The 15,309-nt window shown below is 70.7% G+C and carries 17 protein-coding genes; 9 read left to right on the forward strand and 8 right to left on the reverse strand.

The features are described from left to right. Nucleotides 1–83 precede the first annotated feature (83 nt). Together JHW41_RS22420 and JHW41_RS22425 are read right to left on the reverse strand one after the other, a co-directional pair. Nucleotides 84–254 (reverse strand): hypothetical protein, encoded by a 171-nt coding sequence (locus JHW41_RS22420; protein ID WP_250447495.1) that lies wholly within the window; start codon nt 252–254, stop codon nt 84–86. A 139-nt stretch (nt 255–393) separates the two neighbouring features. Next, nucleotides 394–1,287: a M15 family metallopeptidase gene (locus JHW41_RS22425; RefSeq protein ID WP_250447498.1), complete on the reverse strand. Its 894-nt coding sequence runs from the start codon at nt 1,285–1,287 to the stop codon at nt 394–396. Between the two features lie 92 nt (nt 1,288–1,379). Between JHW41_RS22425 and JHW41_RS22430 the strand changes: the two genes are divergently transcribed. Together JHW41_RS22430 and JHW41_RS22435 are read left to right on the forward strand one after the other, a co-directional pair. After that, a complete protein-coding gene (locus JHW41_RS22430; RefSeq protein ID WP_250447501.1) occupies nt 1,380–2,456 on the forward strand; it encodes a hypothetical protein in 1,077 nt (358 codons plus the stop codon). 649 nt (nt 2,457–3,105) lie between these two features. Next, nucleotides 3,106–3,375: a hypothetical protein gene (locus tag JHW41_RS22435; RefSeq protein WP_250447504.1), complete on the forward strand. Its 270-nt coding sequence runs from the start codon at nt 3,106–3,108 to the stop codon at nt 3,373–3,375. 205 nt (nt 3,376–3,580) lie between these two features. On the opposite strand, the gene JHW41_RS22440 is transcribed toward JHW41_RS22435, so the two are convergent. Then, nucleotides 3,581–4,564 (reverse strand): AAA family ATPase, encoded by a 984-nt coding sequence (locus JHW41_RS22440; RefSeq protein ID WP_250447507.1) that lies wholly within the window; start codon nt 4,562–4,564, stop codon nt 3,581–3,583. Between the two features lies 1 nt (nt 4,565). Next, nucleotides 4,566–4,748 (reverse strand): hypothetical protein, encoded by a 183-nt coding sequence (locus JHW41_RS22445; protein ID WP_078996889.1) that lies wholly within the window; start codon nt 4,746–4,748, stop codon nt 4,566–4,568. A 358-nt stretch (nt 4,749–5,106) separates the two neighbouring features. Here JHW41_RS22445 and JHW41_RS22450 point away from each other — a divergent pair, with 358 nt between their 5' ends. Next, nucleotides 5,107–5,877 carry a BPL-N domain-containing protein gene (locus JHW41_RS22450; protein ID WP_250447510.1) on the forward strand — a complete coding sequence of 257 codons (771 nt, stop codon included), beginning with the start codon at nt 5,107–5,109 and terminating at the stop codon, nt 5,875–5,877. Between the two features lie 229 nt (nt 5,878–6,106). On the opposite strand, the gene JHW41_RS22455 is transcribed toward JHW41_RS22450, so the two are convergent. The 3 genes from JHW41_RS22455 to JHW41_RS22465 form a co-directional block, all read right to left on the reverse strand. Beyond that, the gene (locus JHW41_RS22455; RefSeq protein WP_250447513.1) at nt 6,107–6,664 is read right to left on the reverse strand and encodes a hypothetical protein; all 558 of its coding nucleotides are present in this window, start codon (nt 6,662–6,664) and stop codon (nt 6,107–6,109) included. Between the two features lie 2 nt (nt 6,665–6,666). After that, a complete protein-coding gene (locus JHW41_RS22460) occupies nt 6,667–8,436 on the reverse strand; it encodes a S8 family serine peptidase (RefSeq protein WP_250447516.1) in 1,770 nt (589 codons plus the stop codon). A gap of 396 nt (nt 8,437–8,832) precedes the next feature. Continuing rightward, nucleotides 8,833–9,477, reverse strand: a complete 645-nt coding sequence (locus tag JHW41_RS22465) for a hypothetical protein (protein WP_250447519.1) — start codon at nt 9,475–9,477, stop codon at nt 8,833–8,835. A 201-nt stretch (nt 9,478–9,678) separates the two neighbouring features. Between JHW41_RS22465 and JHW41_RS22470 the strand changes: the two genes are divergently transcribed. Then, entirely contained in the window at nt 9,679–10,350 is a 672-nt protein-coding gene (locus JHW41_RS22470) for a glutathione S-transferase family protein (RefSeq protein WP_057946020.1), read from the forward strand. Between the two features lie 179 nt (nt 10,351–10,529). Here JHW41_RS22470 and JHW41_RS22475 read toward each other — a convergent pair whose 3' ends face one another. Further along, entirely contained in the window at nt 10,530–11,300 is a 771-nt protein-coding gene (locus JHW41_RS22475) for a hypothetical protein (protein WP_250447522.1), read from the reverse strand. Between the two features lie 391 nt (nt 11,301–11,691). Here JHW41_RS22475 and JHW41_RS22480 point away from each other — a divergent pair, with 391 nt between their 5' ends. The 5 genes from JHW41_RS22480 to JHW41_RS22500 all read left to right on the forward strand — a co-directional run bounded on the left by JHW41_RS22480 (nt 11,692) and on the right by JHW41_RS22500 (nt 15,219). Continuing rightward, nucleotides 11,692–11,868 carry a hypothetical protein gene (locus JHW41_RS22480; protein WP_157490319.1) on the forward strand — a complete coding sequence of 59 codons (177 nt, stop codon included), beginning with the start codon at nt 11,692–11,694 and terminating at the stop codon, nt 11,866–11,868. Nucleotides 11,869–11,938: 70 nt separating this feature from the next. Further along, nucleotides 11,939–13,213, forward strand: coding sequence for a YcaO-like family protein (locus JHW41_RS22485; RefSeq protein ID WP_250447525.1), 1,275 nt, complete (start codon nt 11,939–11,941; stop codon nt 13,211–13,213). An 89-nt stretch (nt 13,214–13,302) separates the two neighbouring features. Further along, nucleotides 13,303–13,839, forward strand: a complete 537-nt coding sequence (locus tag JHW41_RS22490) for a GFA family protein (protein WP_250447529.1) — start codon at nt 13,303–13,305, stop codon at nt 13,837–13,839. Further along, nucleotides 13,832–14,188: a DUF6958 family protein gene (locus JHW41_RS22495; protein ID WP_138884584.1), complete on the forward strand. Its 357-nt coding sequence runs from the start codon at nt 13,832–13,834 to the stop codon at nt 14,186–14,188. The genes JHW41_RS22490 and JHW41_RS22495 overlap by 8 nt, the downstream gene beginning before the upstream one ends. Beyond that, nucleotides 14,185–15,219 carry an alpha/beta fold hydrolase gene (locus JHW41_RS22500; protein WP_250447532.1) on the forward strand — a complete coding sequence of 345 codons (1,035 nt, stop codon included), beginning with the start codon at nt 14,185–14,187 and terminating at the stop codon, nt 15,217–15,219. The genes JHW41_RS22495 and JHW41_RS22500 overlap by 4 nt, the downstream gene beginning before the upstream one ends. Nucleotides 15,220–15,309 lie beyond the last annotated feature (90 nt).

A 15,309-nucleotide genomic window follows, 5' to 3' on the forward strand; every position in this document is an offset into this window, starting at 1 on the left:
CGACGCTTGCGACGCAGCCGGTGCCGCACACGAATCTCATCCTTGAGGCTCCCGTCCGCTGTCTTAAGGTGTCGGCGCGCCCATCAGCCGGTCGTCGCCGCGCGCGCGTGCGCGGCGACAAGCCGCACTGTGCGAACGATCACATCTTCACGTCGCGCGAGCGCGGATTCGTCCGCGTTCAGGCCGCGACCGTCGCCCACGCCGAAGCCGCGGTGATCGCTGCGATCGCCGACGCGAATGAAGGGGAGGGTCATGGCCATGCTCCTTGTTGGCGAGTGACGATCCGGATGTCAGGGAGGACGATAGCAGGAGTGGAGCGGCTTAACACCCCGGCCAGGACGGCCTCCCGGCGTCCGCGCCGGCGCAACGGCGCAGGCGCGGCGTCGGCGCGGTTCAGCCCGCCCCGGCCGCGCGCCGGGCGGCGCGGCAACGGTCCTTCTGCTCCAGGTGGACGTAGTCCTTGATGCTGCGCCAGCTGCCGCCCCACTCCAGGCCGGCCTCCTGCGCGAGTTGGCCGTACAGGTGATACGCATCGCGCGTCCAAGGATCGTTCATGTCCCACTGCAACTTGCCGTTGCGGATCGGCGCGCTGTCCACGGCCAGGCCGTATTGATGGCAACTCTGTCCGGCGCCGGCGCGGGTGGCCTTGCCGGCGACGGCCAGTTCGGCCTGGCGTTTCGCGCTGCGGAACCCTTCGACCAGCACCATCTTGATGCCGCGCCCTTCCATGACCTTGTAGATCGCCAGCACGCGCTGCCTGAAATCGCGGTCGATCTGCTCCCAGCGGCGGTCGGCGCTGACGATCTCCTCAGGCGCGGCGATGCTCAGGCGCGCGCTCGGCGAAAGCTGCGCGAGTTCGCGTTCGGCCTCGACGAACACCTCCGGCGGCGGCGGTTCCGGCGGCACCAGATTCTCGCCCTCCAGCAATTCGCGGATCTGCGAACTGGTGGCTACCGGCACCGGATCGGTGCCGCCATCGAGGATCACTTTCTGCCGCAGACCCAGGATCAGGCTCACCGGCACGATCACCATGACCGCCGCGGCGATCAGGAAGTACTTGCTGCGCGAAACGCGGCGCGCATAACCGGCACTTTTCGTGCGCAATTCCTGGCCGGACTCGCGGGTCTGCTGCGACGCGCGCCGGCGCAGGCGTTCGATGAATGCGCTGCCGCGCTGCAGCATCCGCCCGGCGCGTCCGCCGGCCTCGTCGCGCGCGCCGGGAAACATCGCCAACCACGCGACGACCGCGAAAACCAGGAACGAAACTGTTACCGCCAACCAGACCACGCGCCGCGCCTCGTCCTGAGATTGTGGGGCGAGCGCCGGTGCGTCGCGCCGGTTTGCGCTCGAATTGACGGCCGCGTTGGCGTTCGCTGAGAATGCCCGCGAGCCGGTTTCGACCAGGCCGAGTATGGAAAGGAGTCCATGTGGATCGGCAACAGGGTAAGCCGAGTCGTCCGAGCCTGATCTCGGGAGCGGAAAACCGCTCCGCCGAGCCGTTGCCGACCGGGCGAATCCTAGCAGACATGGAAAGCCGCAAAGAGCGGCCCGTTGCGCCCGCGCCGCTGCGCCGCGGCAAGCCGTTGGCGCTGATCTTCGGGTTGGTCGCGGTGTTCGTCGCCAGCGGCTATCTGTTGTTGCGCAGCGAAGACCCACCGTTCGAATCCGCTCCGACGGTCGCGAGCGCGGACAAGCCGGCCGCCGCGAGCGCGGCTCCGGCGCGACCGGTCGCAGCGGCGACGCCGCCGCCCGCGACATCGGCATCGACCGTCCCCGCCCCGACGATGCCCGCTCCCGCGTTGCCGGCGACCGGAACCGCCGCGATCGTCGAGCCGGCCAAGATCGTGCTCGACGACGACAATCCCTTCGATCCCGGCGAGCCGGCGACCAAACCCGCCGCCAAACCCGCCGCCGACGCGCCCAGGCAGGTCGCATCGGCGACGCCGCCCAAGGCCGGCGCGAAGCCGCCGATCGCGACCGCGCGTACTGCGTCGGCCGCCGGCAAGCGCCGCGGCGAAACCAAGAACAACGACGACGGCCTGATGGCGGTGCTGTTGGGCAACATCGACACCGACGCCGAATCCGGCGGCAAGCGCAAGGCGAAGGCGCGCAACCGCAACGCCAAGGAAGACCAGGACGCGCTCGAACAACTGATCCGCAAGGTCAACGCCGACAGCGCGGCCGAGGCGAAGAAGAACGCGGCGGCCTCTGCGGTGGCCGCGAAAAGCGCCGCGGCCGCAGGCAAGACCGCGGCCAAGCCGGTCGCCGCCGGCAACGCCAAGAGCGGCGCCAAGTCGGCCAAGGCCGCCGAAACCGCCGCGCCCGCGGCGCCGGCCAATCCGGTGCAGGCGAGCCTGCGCAAATGCCCGAAGGCGAACACCGCCAGGGGTCTGCAATGCCGGCAGAAGATCTGCGCGAAGTACGCGGGGCAGGATCCCGCATGCCCGGCGCAGTGACCGCCGCGCTGCGTCGACCGCTGCTGCGCGCATCGCCGCGGCGCTGAGCCGAGCGTAGTTCCTCGGCGCGAGGTCGCCTGGATTCTGCAGGCGCGAGCGACGGAGGCATCCTTCGTCACGTCTGTCGGGGCGAACGCCGCCATCCGACGCAACACGCCTGAGCCATCGCCGCGCGCAGCGGCAAATCGCATCGCTCGCTTGCGATATGTGCGATCGCGTCGCGAGGCGTTATCCGATCACGACAAAATTCTCTGAACGACGAAAACGTGATCGCACCCCAGGTTCGCACTATCGGCGCGAACTTCACCGAGTCGCGCGCAGTCCATTCGTTGCGACCGGCTCGAATCGCGCCCGCTGCGCTCGGCGACGGCGCTTCGTCCCAGACCGTTCGAGCCGTCGTCGACTTTCGCCGCAAGGATGCCGCATCGATGCTTTCCGCCCCAATCCGCAAGTCCGGGACAGCGCGCGCTTGGCGCAGACCATGCTCGGCGGGGTCCTGGGCATCCGGCCGCATGGACACGGCGAACGCCCCGCAACCGGCGAGTACCGCAACGCTTTCGGCCCTCGCGCCGCGACGCAGCCGTGTCGCGGCGCCGGAGCCGCCACCGCGACCGCGCTCTTTCGCGCGGCGCCCATCAAGGAGAGGCACATGCGCAAGCGCAATAAATCATGGACGTTCGCCGCAGCCGCGGCGGCACTGGCGATCGCCGGCGTCGCGGCCCCCGCATTGTCGCAACCCGGCGCCTACGTGGAGATACGCACCTACGCCGACTCGGCCGGCAACGTGCGCGGCGTGCAATACATCAGCCGCGGCTGCACCGATCCGCAACCGGTCGGCTGGGGCCTGTGGTCGGGCTCCTTCACCATCCAGCGCGGCACCTGCTTCCGGATCGCGCCGCCGGGCGGCGAGCTGAACTGAGGCACTCGGTGGGCGGCGCACCAGCGCCGCTCGCCGCGGTCGTCGCACGCCGCGGTCGCAGGGCGTCGCCCTGCGCATCCGACCGCCGGCGCGCAATCCGACGACGCCGGCGAATGCGACGAAGCCCCGCGGCGCTGGGCTTCGTCGTTGCTCATCGCTCGCCGCGGCGGCTCACCGCTTCGAATGCATCACCGCTTCGAACGCGTCACAGCTTCGAACGCGGCAACTGCGGCGGTTCCTGCCCCGAAGGCGCCTGCTGCTGCGCCTGTTGCTGGCCCTGCGCCTGCGTCGCCTCGGGCGCCTGCGGCGGATGCTTGCCGTCCGCGCCGAACTTGTAGGAGACGTCGATCTCCGGGAAGCCGGGATCCTTTTGCGCCTTGGCGAAATCCACCGCCGGCGTCAGCGAGCGGTCGTGCAGGACGTAGTTCGTGCCGGACACATGCTGCAGCACGTGCTGCGAGGTCATCAGGGCGACGCGGCCGCGGTACTCGTGGCCGGCGCTGATGTCGGCCGGGCGCACGTCGGCGCCGGGCACGCGTCCGCGCAGTTCCTTGTCGAGATCGGCGCGCGAGGCGTCGCGCGCTTCCAGCGGCTTCTGCAGGCGGTCCTTGACCCAATCCGGGGTGTTTTCGCCCTGCGGATACACCATCTTGCCGTTTTCCAGCTTCTTCGCGACCACGATCGGCTCGCGTCCGGAGTTGTCGTAGATGGTCGCGGTGTTGGCCTTCTCCACCGCCGCCGGCAACAAATCCATGGCGCGCTCGTAGCGCTCGACGATCTTGGCCGCGTCGACGCCGTGGCCGCCGCCGGCGACGCGGTTGCCCACGCGCTGCTTGTTGATCTCCGAATGCTCGGTGGTCACGAACACCAGGTCGACGCTGAAGCCCTTGTTGCGCGCTTCGTCGAACTGCGCGAGCTTGCCCGGCGTCGACATCACCGTCTCGAACGCGAACGGCTTGCCGCTTTCCAGCGCGAGCTTGCGGTGTTCTTCGGCGATGTTGGCGGCGCGGAAATTGCGTTCGTGGTAGTCCGGGTACTGCTTCTCCATGCCCTTGGCGATTTCGTCGGCGTTGATGTACCCGTCCTTCGGGAAGCCGGGCTCCTCGCTCCAGCTCTTGGTGATGGTGCTCTTGCCCGAGCCGTTCGGCCCGGCGAACACGATCATCCGCGGCAGATCGTCGCCGGGCATCTCAGCGCCCCGCCTCGACCGGTTCGATGCGGCCGTCCGGGTAGCGGCGGCACCACACGCCGTCGATCTTCACCACCTGCGGCAGGCCCAGCGCATCGGCCTCGGCGATCGCCTCGGCGACCGCCTTGCTGGCCAGCGCCTGGGCGCGTTCGGCGCCGATCTCGTCGACGAAAGACTTGGTCATGACTGCATCTCCGCAATGGGTCGAGCGGCCGCGCACGGTCGCCGCGGCGCCCGGCGCGACACGGCCGGGCCTCGGGACGGCCATGCTATCGCCCGGCAATACTCACAACAAACGCGCAAACGGCATGCATCAGGCCGTGATGCCGATATGCATCGATAACTGTGAGCTAGTTAGCGAAACAGCGGCACCACGTGGGCTTCGACCGCCACGCGCGGGCGGCATGGGCGGGCTGTCGCGTCGCCACGGCCGGCCGGACCGGGCGCGATTACACACGGATACACGCCAGTACCCACAGACACGGGCAACGGCTGCGCGAAGCGCGAGGATGCGAGCCATCGCCCCGCCGTGTCGCCACCGCATGAATGGTCTGGTCCTGAAGATCGCAGCGCTCGCCTTGTCCGGCACGCTGGCCCTGCCGTCGTTCGCCGCTGGCCGCGGCGACGCTTCCAACCGCACCGACAGCGCCGCGATCCGGGTCGCCGTCTATCGCGGGCCGGCCTCGTGCGAGAACTGCTCGGAAACGCTGAAGCGCGCGATCGAACGGCTGGGGCCGAAGTACCGCGTCGATTTCGTCGGCGCGGACGAACCCATCGACATCACCGCGCGCAACCTCGCCCGCTACGACGTCTATGCGCAGCCCGGCGGCGGCCAGGACATCGCCGGCGCGCTCGCCAGCCTCGGCGACGAGCGCATCGACGCGATCCACGATTACGTCGCGCGCGGCGGTCGCTATCTCGGCCTGTGCATGGGCGCGTATCTGGCCAGCGGCTCCGGCCTCAGCCTGATCCCGCACGAGTTGGATTCGGAAGTCGGCCGCCCCGGCTTCGCCGTCGTCGACAGCGACGACGCGGCCATCGCGGTGCGCTGGCAAGGCCGCGAGCAAACGGTCTTCTATCAGGACGGCCCTTATATGCTGCGCGCGGCCGAGGACCCGGGCTTCAAGCCGATCGCGACGTACGCCAACGGCGATCTCGCCGCGGCGCGCTATTCGTTCGGCCAGGGCGTGGTGGTGTTGAGCGGTCCGCATCCGGAAGCGGACGCGTCGTGGTTCGAGGCGGCCGGCATCGACGTGGCGCGCATGCCGGACACGCGCCTGCTGCGCTCGCTGCTGGTCGAACTGGGGCGCTGAGCGACGGCGCGCGCGATCGGACCGCGGACGCGACCGGGCTCGCTGGCCGTAGCCGGCGCGGCGAGCGCGAACGAAAAGGCTCCGCGTTCGCACGCGGAGCCTTGCGCAACAACGACACGCGACGCCGACGCCGTTCGAGCGCGACGCGAAGCTTGCGTCCCGCCCGTCGCATCGCGTGCCCTGCGGCGGCCCGCGCAGGCCTGGCCTGCGCGGACGTTGCGCCCGTGCCTTACCAGGCCACCCTGCGCTGCTGCACCAGGCGCGGGCTGACTTCCTTGACCCCGGCCTTGCCGAGAATGCGCTGGCGCGCCTTCATCGCCTCGGCCAGCGAGGCGTAGCCGATCGTCGCCTTGCCGCCGGCCGCGGAGGAATACAGCAAGGTGCCGCCGGTCTCGCGCACCAGCGCATCCACTACGCTCGCGTTGCTGAAGTAGACGTTGAGCTCGGGCGCGACCACCACGGCGCGGCCGTTGGCCGAGACCGCGGCGCCCAGGCCGTTGCCGGCGACCGCATCGACGGCGCGCTTGCCGCGGGCGTTGGCCGCGGTGGCCTTGGGCTCGACCACGTACTCGCCGACGATCACGTCGCGACGCGGATCGGTGGCGGCATCGGCGCGCTTGACCTCGGCCGCGGGCGCGATGCGGTACTGGGTCTGGCCGATGGAGAAGGTCTCGCCGGTCGCGGCCAGGTCGAGTTCGGCCTGCTTGGTGTAGGACTGCGCCAGCGCCGCCGGCATCGCGCTCATCGCCAGCAAGCCGGCGCACAACGGAAGGAATTGGATTTTCATGCTCAGTGCCCCAGGACGCGGATCTTGAACGAGGTGAGATTGCCCTTGGTTTCGGCGCCGGTCGCGAGCGCGGTGTCGACCACTTCCAGGGTCCAGTCGCCGTTGCCGGTTTCGTCGATGAAGGCGTTGACCGCGGCGAGGTCGAAGGTCATGGTGTCGACGGCGAACGCAGCGCCCGCGGGGACGACGATGGCGCGGGTGCCGCTGGGCGAGATCAGGCTGACGCGCAGCGTCGTCGATTCCAGGAAGTCCAGCGGGTAGTCCGAGGCCATGCCGATCTGCACCGCCTCGACGCGGCCGGCGCCGCCGGCGATGCGCACGGTGGCGCGCGCGGGCGCGGCGACGTTGCCGATCGGCTGGGCCGCGGCCACCTGTGCCGGCTGCCAACCGCTGTCGACCAGGCGGCCGAGCGACTTGAAGCCGGTCGCGCGGGTCACCGCCATGGTCGCGTCGACCAGGCCGTAGCCGTACCAGTTGCTGAAGGCGCGGCCGGCGGCGTTGACGGTCCAGCCGGCCGACAGCACGGTGCCGTCGGCGTTGGTCACCGCCGCCTGGTTCGGATCGATGCGCCGCGAGGTGGTCGCCAGGATGTACTTGACGTCGCGGAAGCTCAGCTTGGGATTGGCCTGCAGCATCAGCGCGACCACGCCCGACACGGTCGGCGCGGCGGCCGAGGTGCCGTTCATGGTGCCGCCGTAGTTGCAGGTGCCGTCGATCGCGGACTGGTCCGACTCCAGGCGGTTGAGGTTGAGGTCGGACACGAACTCCGGCGGCACCACCGCGTTGGCGTTGTAGCCGTTGACGCAGCCGCTCAGGTCGGTGGTCACGATCGCCGGATCGAAGCGCACCGCCGGTTGGCGGTCGGCGAAACCGGCCGGCGCGTTGACCGATACCGACGCGCGCTCCCAGCCGTACTCGCCGCCCAGGCCCGACACCCACACCGAGGCGCCCGGCGTGGAGTAGCTGGAACGCTTGCCGGCGGCGTTGGCCGCGGCGACGGTGATGACGTTGAAGTAGTTCGCCTCGGTGTCGTTGATCGACTGGCTGCAACCGACCTGGGCGGCGCTGGCCGGACACAGCTCGCCGAACAGCGGATGCGGCACGCTGGCGAAGCTGTTGCCGGCGGCCTTGACGTAGACCGTACCGAGTCCGCCGCGAGTGGCCGACATCGGGTTTTCCCAGGCGGCGAGCTCGTTTTCGGAGACCACCGTCAGGAACAGCGGGATCGTACTGCCCCAGCTGTTGTTGGAGACGGCGACGTCCTTGGATTCCGGGCCGTCCCACCAGGCGTACTGGATCTGCTCGTTGTTGGCGTCGGAGTCGAGGAAGTTGAAGCTCTTCAGGCGCGCGCTCGGCGCCACGCCGCGCACGCCGATGCCGTTCCAGCCGACCGCGGCGATGATGCCGGAGACCGAGGTGCCGTGGGCGGCGTCGGGGTTGGTCGGGGTCGGGTCGTGGCTGCCGTCGTTGAAGTTCCACGAACCGTTCGGCACCACGTTCGCGGCCAGATCGGGATGGCGGATCTCGGTGCCCTCGTCGAGCACGCCGACGATCACGCCCTTGCCGCGGATGTTGTAGTCGTGCAGGTCGTCGATGCCCAGGTCGATGCCGGATACGGGCCGGGTGTCGCCCAGCACCTGCTGGCCGTAGTTCATCAGATGCCACTGGTACCGGTACAGCGGATCGCCTTGCTGCGCGTGCGCGGTCGCGCTGGCCAGTACGGCCAAGGTCGCCAGGCTCAACGCCGTGCGCTTTTTGAAGATCTGTCGCATGCCACCAACTCCTTTGGTTCGTCGGATGCGCCGCGTCCGTCGCGGTCGGCGTTTCGCGCCGGCCGATCCGGGATCGCGCGCAAGTTGCGGGGCGGAACTACGGTTGGATCGGAGTGAACGTCGATACGGGAGCCAGGGCCCGCGCACGCTTGATGGCCGGACCGGCGTCCGTGGAGGTCCACGGAGTCCGGTCGCGACCACGCAGCCGCGCTGGTCGCAACCAGCGCGACCCGGTCTGCAGCCGTCGGCGCGAGCGTCCCAGCGCCACGAAATCGAATACGGCCCCTGGCGCGGAGACGGCCCTGTATAAAAACCAAACGTATCGAGGTGCCTTCCTCCCTACCCGTGCCGCCGATCCATGCCGACGCTTCGGCGCGGGCCTCGCAGGCGGATCGCTCAGGCCACGACCGAAGGATCGGCCGCTTCGATCACCCGCGGCGCGCCGGCCGGCGCGTCCGCGACCCGCCACACCCGCACCACGGCGCCGACGCCGGGCACCTGCGACTGCAGCAGGCCCTGGCTCGCGTCCGCGGGCCGCCAGCGGCCGCGCAGCGAGGCCGCGTCGGCGGTGCGCACGGTCAGGACGAAGGACGCCACCGAGCCGTCTTCGCTGAGCGTCCAGTCGCGCTCGATCACCCGTGCCTCCACTGCGCTCGCGCGGCCCGCGATGTCGCGCCACGTCGCCTGCAGGCCGCGCTCGACGTTGGCCTGCCGGATCGAGCCCGCCAGGATCGCCCACGGCGCGGCCGCAAGGCCGACGAGCATGACGGTGAACAGCAGCTCGAACCACAGGCCGGGCGTCGGTCGCGTCCACAGCAGGAACAGCGCCCCCGCCGCCGCCGCGGAAACCGCCGCGTTGGCGAGCGCGAACCACGCCCGCCCCGCCGGCCCCAGGCGGCGCGGCAAGCCCAACGCCGCGGGCGCCTGACCGGGCGCCGGCTGCAGCTTGGATACGAGGTGGACGACATGGCCGTCGGCGTAGTCGTGCGCGGCGAGGTTCTGCATCGCCGCAGGGTAAGGGATCGGTGTGACGGCGCGCATCGGCCGCGGCGCCGCGCGTTGTCGATTCCGCCGTGCGCGGTTCGTCGATACAGCGAATGGCCACCCGAAGCCGCGCCGCGAAACCAGCCGTTGCGACCGTGGCGCACCGCGCCGGCCGGCGCGGCACCCGGTGGCTGGCCGCGTTCTGCCCATGATTCGCGCACCGCGCGGCCGTCCTCGAGCACTCACCGGAGCCCACAGATGACCCCGACCATCACCGCTTTCGAAACCTCGCCCGACCGCGGCAAGGGATTGGCGCGCGACATGCGCGTGCGCTGGGCGCTGGAGGAACTCGGCCAGCCCTATCGGGTGCGCCTGCTCTCCTTCGCCGCGATGAAGCAGCCCGCGCATCTGGCGCTGCATCCGTTCGGGCAGATTCCCACCTACGAGGACGGCGGGCTCGCCCTGTTCGAATCCGGCGCGATCGTGCTGCACCTGGCCGAGCGCCACCCCGGCCTGCTGCCGGCCGACGCGGACGCGCGCATGCGCGCCATCGCCTGGATGTTCGCCGCGCTCAACACCGTGGAGCCGCCGATCTTCGAACGCGCGATGACCGAGGTGCTCGAACGCGAGCGCAGCTGGTACGCGGAGCGCGCGGCGATGCTCGACGAGCGCGTGCACCGCCGGCTCGGCGAGTTGTCGCGGCACCTGGGCGACGCCGACTGGCTCGACGGCGGCTTCAGCGCCGGCGACCTGTTGATGACCACCGTGCTGCTGCGGCTGGCGCGCTTCGGCACGGTCGAGGCCTATCCCAACCTCGCCGGCTACCTCGCGCGGGCGACGGCGCGGCCGGCTTACCAGCGCGCGTTCGCGGCGCAACGCGAGGTGTTCGAGCAATCCCAGGCCGCTGCCGAAGGCGCGTCGCCGGCGTGATCCGCGGCGCGGCCGGCGCCGCAGCGCAGCGGGCGTCGTAGCGCAGCGGCGCCCGCGCCGGACAGGCGGCGTCGCCAGCGGAGAAGCCGGGTCGCGCGCGCAGCGCGGCCCGGCTGCGGAGGTTCAACCCGCGTGCGCGACGCCGGCGCGGCGCGGCGCCGGTCGCGGAGGAACCGAGCTTACGGGCAGATCGGATTGCACTGCGGTTCGATCTCCGCGTAGTAGGTCTCCACTTTCGGAGCGAAGCTCACCGGATAGTTCGCCGCGTCGGCGTAGAAGTTGCTGACGCCGTACCAGACCTTTCGCGCGTTGAGCGGGTTCTTGATCCTGACGCCGGACACGCTCGACTGCGCCAGCACCGCGCCGGTCGCCTTGTTGGTCAGCGTGGCCGTCACCGAACACACCGGCGCCAGGCCGCGGCCGCAGTAGGTGTCGATGGACACGCGCACCGTCGTGCCTCGGGACAGCGCCGCCTTGGGGATGTTCTTGCAGTCCATCACGCCCGGCGTCGAAGCCCAGGGAGCGGCCCAGGTGTAGCCGAAGATGCCGAACTGGCGGTTCTGCGCGGTCGCGCCGACGCAGTTGGGGTGGTACGGCGGCTGCGCCGATCCGAGCACGATGCCGATGCCGCCGCCGGTCGCGTTGGCGGTGAACTGGCCCGCCGGCGTGAAGGCCTGGTCGCCGGACAGGGTGCTGACGAACACGCTTTCCTGGCCGGCCTGCAGCAGATCCGCGGCGTCGATGTCGACGTCGACGCTCTGCTCTTCATATATCGCGCGCCCCGGCTTGATCCACGACCGATCGGCCAATTGCGAGGCGCCGCAGACCGGCGCGCACAACGCCGGATTCAAGACGAAGGGCGGCGTGACCGCCTGCGCGGTGGCGCCGGACAACTGGATCAGTCCGATCGCCGCCAGCAGGACCAGGGTGGGGGCCGAAAACCATTTCATGCTGCTCGCTCCTGTGGTGGAACATGCGGTAGGTGGCGCGATCGCCCGCGTGCGCGTTGCCGTTGGCATCGCCTGCGTCGCACCGGCGGCCCGGCTGTCGCTGCAGCGGGCATGGCGGTACTCGCAAAAACCGGCGGGCGCGGATCATCGGCGCGATCCGTGCCGCGGAACCGCATTCAGTCGCGACCGCCCGACCGACGCGGCGCCTCCACCGGTCGCCTCATGCGCGGGTCGCCGAAGCATTTGTGATAACCATCACTGACGATTGCCCGCCGCGACCGGAGCCTGGATGCGCAGCCGCAGGCTGCGGCACAAGGACGAACCGCAACCTCGGCGCCGCCGGGTCCGGCGGCGCGCCCTTGGGTCTCCTTCGACCAAAGGGAGTTGCACCATGGGTAACGAGCGTCCCGCGGTAATCAAGACCGTGTTGCAGAAGGGATCGGCCATTCCGTCCAGCGAGGCCTTGCGCGCCAACAGCGCCTCGGCCGCCGAGTTCAAGGCCGCGATGATCGAGCTCAATACGCCGACGTCGCACGAACGCGCCTTCCTCGACGAGTTCGCCAAGTAAGCGGCCCGCCGCGCGCGTGCGGCGCGCATGCGCGCCGCACGCGCGTCGGCATCGAAGCGGAGAACGCGCAATGATTCCGTACGAACGCGAGCGCAGCCTCGAGGACGCCGACCGCATCATCCGCGCGAGCATCGCGCGCCGCGGCTGGTGCATCGACACCGACCGGCTCGGCGATGGCTTGGTCACCGCCAAGTGCTTCCTGCTCGATGGCGACGGCCGCGTGCTCGCATTCGGCGGCGGCAAGGGCGAGCCGGACGCGGCCTACACCGGCGCGGTGTACGAAGCGGTCGAGCATCACTACTGCAAGGCCGCGACGCTGCCGCAGCAGTGGGATTATCCGAGCGCGGGATCGATCGCCGAAGACCCGCGCTACGCCGCGCTGCCGTTCCTGTCCGCGCTCGCCGAACAGCCGCAACGGCACCTGGCCTGCCGTTCCTATACCGCGTACTGGGGCGACGACACCCTGCCCGTGCCCTTGTTCCTGAGCTTTCCCGACTACCCGGGCAGCCCGCGCGCGACCGATCCGCGCGACGATTTCGACTACGCCAGCGCGTTGCGTTTCGGCTCCAACAGCGGCACCGCGATCGGCGGCAGTTTCGAGGAGGCGGCGCTGCACGGCATCGGCGAGATCGTCGAACGCGACGCCTGGTCGCTGTTCCTGATCGCCCACCATCTCGGCGGCGACGCCCGCTACGGACGCTGGATCGAACCGGCGTCGCTGCCCGACGAACTCGCGCGCGCCCACCGCATCGCCGAAGCGCGGATCGGCTGCGCGCTGCGCCTGATCGACATCACCACCGACCTGGCCTATCCGGCGTTCATCGCCGTGGCCGAGCGCCGGCTCGAAGACGAGGTCGTGTACTCGCACGGCTGCGGCGCGTCGCCCTACGCGCGCCACGCAGCCCTGCGCGCGCTCAGCGAATTGGTCCAGTGCGTGGACATCAAGCGCGACACCGAGCACCTGGCCGACCTCGACCGGCTCAGCCTGGAACTGCTGGCCCCGTACCCGCGGCTGCGCGACTGCGCGATGGGCGAGATCGATCCGCGCCGCCTGCACCGCGCGTCCTGGGATTTCGCCGAACCGGCGCGGGCCGCACCGCGGCAGTTGCTGCCCGCGGTCGTGGCCGACCTGCGCGCGCGCGGGCTGTCCTTGTATTACGCGATCAACCACCGCGAAGGCGACGATTTCTGCGTGGTCAGCAGCCTGTCGCCGGAGCTGGAGCGGTTCTTCCTGGTCACCACCGGCGTGGCGATGGCGCCGGGCCGACGCGGACAGGCGTTCCTGCGCAAGCTCCGCCGCACCGAGGCCGGCGCCGGCGAGCGCGCGCTGCCGGCCGAGGCCTGAAACGCGCCGCGGCGAAATTCCGCGCCGGGCGTGTCGAAACGGCGCGGGCCCGTTCGTCGAAGCAGTGAACCCACGACGAAAGGCCCGCCATGTCATCGACCCGCTCCCTCGCCTGCGCCTGCGGCCAACTCGCCGTGGAGGTCGAAGGCCCTCCCATCGCCAGCGTGGAATGCTGTTGCGACAGCTGCCGCGAGGCCGGCGCGCGGCTGGCGCGGCTGCCGGGCGCCCGCCCGGTGCTCGGCGCGCACGGCGCGACCCGCTTCGTCCTGCAGCGCAAGGACCGCGTCCGCTTCGTGCGCGGCGCGCAGCAGCTCAGGCAATTCCGTCTCGCGCCCGGCGCCGGCACTCGCCGCGTCGTCGCCGCGTGCTGCAACACGCCGGTGTTCATGGAGTTCAAGGGCGGACACTGGCTGAGCCTGTACGGCGGCCTGTGGCGCGACGGCGCGCTGCCGCCGCTGCAGATGCGGACCATGACCGGCGACCTGGAAAACCCGTCGGCGCTGCCGGACGACGTCCCCAACCTGCGGCGCCAGTCGCTGTCGTTCTACGCCAGACTGATGAAGGCGTGGATCGCGATGGGCTTTCGCGTCCCGCAGATCGCCGTCGCGGGAGACCTCCATGTCTGAGCGCGACGACAAGATCGAGATCGAGAACGCGGTCTCCCCCGGCCATCGCCAGCGCGTGGACCGGGCCAAGTACACGGCGATGCGCGATGCGCTGCTCGCCGTGCTGCCCGCGGCGGCGCCGGGCCTGAGCGTCGCCGAGGCCAAGGAGGCCTTGCTGGCGCGATTGCCCGACGACCTGTTCCCCGGCGGCGCCAAGGCCGGTTGGTGGCTGAAGGCGGTGCAGCTCGATCTCGAAGCCAAGGGCGCGATCGCGCGCGCGCCCGGCAAGCCGGTGCGCTTGTTCAAGCTCGCGGCGCGATCGCCGCGCCGCACGCGCGCGGCCTCGCCGTCGAGCGGAGGACGGGCATGAAGCGAAGAGCGCTTTTGTCGGCCTGCGCCGCGGCGGCCGGGTGGGCGCTGTTGCCTGGGTGCCGGACCATCGGTGGCGACGGCAGCGGCGGCGAGCGGGCGCCGCAGCTGGACGCGGCAGCCTTCCATGCCTCGCGGCGCCTGGTGCCGACGCGGTTCGGACGGATCGCCTCCGTGGAGCGCGGCAGCGGCCCGGCGGCGCTGTTCGTCCACGGCTTCCCGTTGAACGGCTTCCAGTGGCGCGGCGCGTTGCAGCGGCTGTCGCCGCATCGGCGCTGCATCGCCCCGGACCTGCTCGGCCTGGGCTATAGCGAGGCATCGGCGCAGCAGGATCTCTCGCCCCAGGCGCAGTCCGACATGCTCGCCGCGCTGCTCGACGAGCTGGCCGTGAGCGAGGTCGACCTCATCGCCAACGACAGCGGCGGAACCGTCGCCCAGCTCTTGCTGGTGCGGCATCCCGGCCGGGTGCGCAGCCTCATCCTGACCAATTGCGACGTGCACGAGAACAGCCCGCCGCCGCAGATGCGCAACTCGATCCAGAAAGCCCGCGACGGCGTCTACGACCAGAAACTGGAACGCCATCTGCAAGACCGCGCCTATGCGCGCTCCGCGCAAGGCATCGGCGGATCGGCGTACGCTGACCCGGCGAGCTTCAGCGACGAAGCGATCGAGTACTACCTCGCCCCGCTGCTCGCCTCGCCGCTGCGCAGGCAGCAGTTGAACCGTCACCTGGCCGCGTTCGAACCGAATCCGCTGTTGGCCATCGAACCGGCGCTGCGCCGCTGCCGCGTGCCGACCCGCATGCTCTGGGGCGATGCCGACCCGCTGTTCCCGATGCGCTGGGCGCAGTGGCTCGACCGCACCCTGCCCGGCTCGCGCGGCATCCGCCGGGTCGAGGGCGGCCGCTTGTTCTGGCCCGAGGAGCGTCCCGACCTGCTCGCCGACGAGGCGCGGGCGCTGTGGGGCCTCGGCCAGCCGTCCGAGGCGCGGACGCGAGCGATTGAGCCGTTTCCGCGGATTCCTGCGAGTTGAGGAAAGGGGACCGCAAGGCCCCGAATCCCGGAGGCGATGCCTCCGATCCACGGCGGTACGGCGCGACATCGCCGACCGCAGCGGTTAAAC

Origin of the sequence: Lysobacter enzymogenes (assembly GCF_023617245.1) — a bacterium.
In the GTDB taxonomy this organism is placed as follows: domain Bacteria; phylum Pseudomonadota; class Gammaproteobacteria; order Xanthomonadales; family Xanthomonadaceae; genus Lysobacter; species Lysobacter yananisis.

Excerpts from the sequence above, each read along its gene's own strand:
- JHW41_RS22420 (WP_250447495.1), bottom strand. The coding sequence starts at position 254 with ATGACCCTCCCCTTCATTCGCGTCGGCGATCGCAGCGATCACCGCGGC.
- JHW41_RS22430 (WP_250447501.1), top strand. The coding sequence starts at position 1,380 with ATGCCCGCGAGCCGGTTTCGACCAGGCCGAGTATGGAAAGGAGTCCAT.
- JHW41_RS22435 (WP_250447504.1), top strand. The coding sequence starts at position 3,106 with ATGCGCAAGCGCAATAAATCATGGACGTTCGCCGCAGCCGCGGCGGCA.
- JHW41_RS22440 (WP_250447507.1), bottom strand. The coding sequence starts at position 4,564 with ATGCCCGGCGACGATCTGCCGCGGATGATCGTGTTCGCCGGGCCGAAC.
- JHW41_RS22445 (WP_078996889.1), bottom strand. The coding sequence starts at position 4,748 with ATGACCAAGTCTTTCGTCGACGAGATCGGCGCCGAACGCGCCCAGGCG.
- JHW41_RS22450 (WP_250447510.1), top strand. The coding sequence starts at position 5,107 with ATGAATGGTCTGGTCCTGAAGATCGCAGCGCTCGCCTTGTCCGGCACG.
- JHW41_RS22455 (WP_250447513.1), bottom strand. The coding sequence starts at position 6,664 with ATGAAAATCCAATTCCTTCCGTTGTGCGCCGGCTTGCTGGCGATGAGC.
- JHW41_RS22460 (WP_250447516.1), bottom strand. The coding sequence starts at position 8,436 with ATGCGACAGATCTTCAAAAAGCGCACGGCGTTGAGCCTGGCGACCTTG.
- JHW41_RS22465 (WP_250447519.1), bottom strand. The coding sequence starts at position 9,477 with ATGCGCGCCGTCACACCGATCCCTTACCCTGCGGCGATGCAGAACCTC.
- JHW41_RS22470 (WP_057946020.1), top strand. The coding sequence starts at position 9,679 with ATGACCCCGACCATCACCGCTTTCGAAACCTCGCCCGACCGCGGCAAG.
- JHW41_RS22475 (WP_250447522.1), bottom strand. The coding sequence starts at position 11,300 with ATGAAATGGTTTTCGGCCCCCACCCTGGTCCTGCTGGCGGCGATCGGA.
- JHW41_RS22480 (WP_157490319.1), top strand. The coding sequence starts at position 11,692 with ATGGGTAACGAGCGTCCCGCGGTAATCAAGACCGTGTTGCAGAAGGGA.
- JHW41_RS22485 (WP_250447525.1), top strand. The coding sequence starts at position 11,939 with ATGATTCCGTACGAACGCGAGCGCAGCCTCGAGGACGCCGACCGCATC.
- JHW41_RS22490 (WP_250447529.1), top strand. The coding sequence starts at position 13,303 with ATGTCATCGACCCGCTCCCTCGCCTGCGCCTGCGGCCAACTCGCCGTG.
- JHW41_RS22495 (WP_138884584.1), top strand. The coding sequence starts at position 13,832 with ATGTCTGAGCGCGACGACAAGATCGAGATCGAGAACGCGGTCTCCCCC.
- JHW41_RS22500 (WP_250447532.1), top strand. The coding sequence starts at position 14,185 with ATGAAGCGAAGAGCGCTTTTGTCGGCCTGCGCCGCGGCGGCCGGGTGG.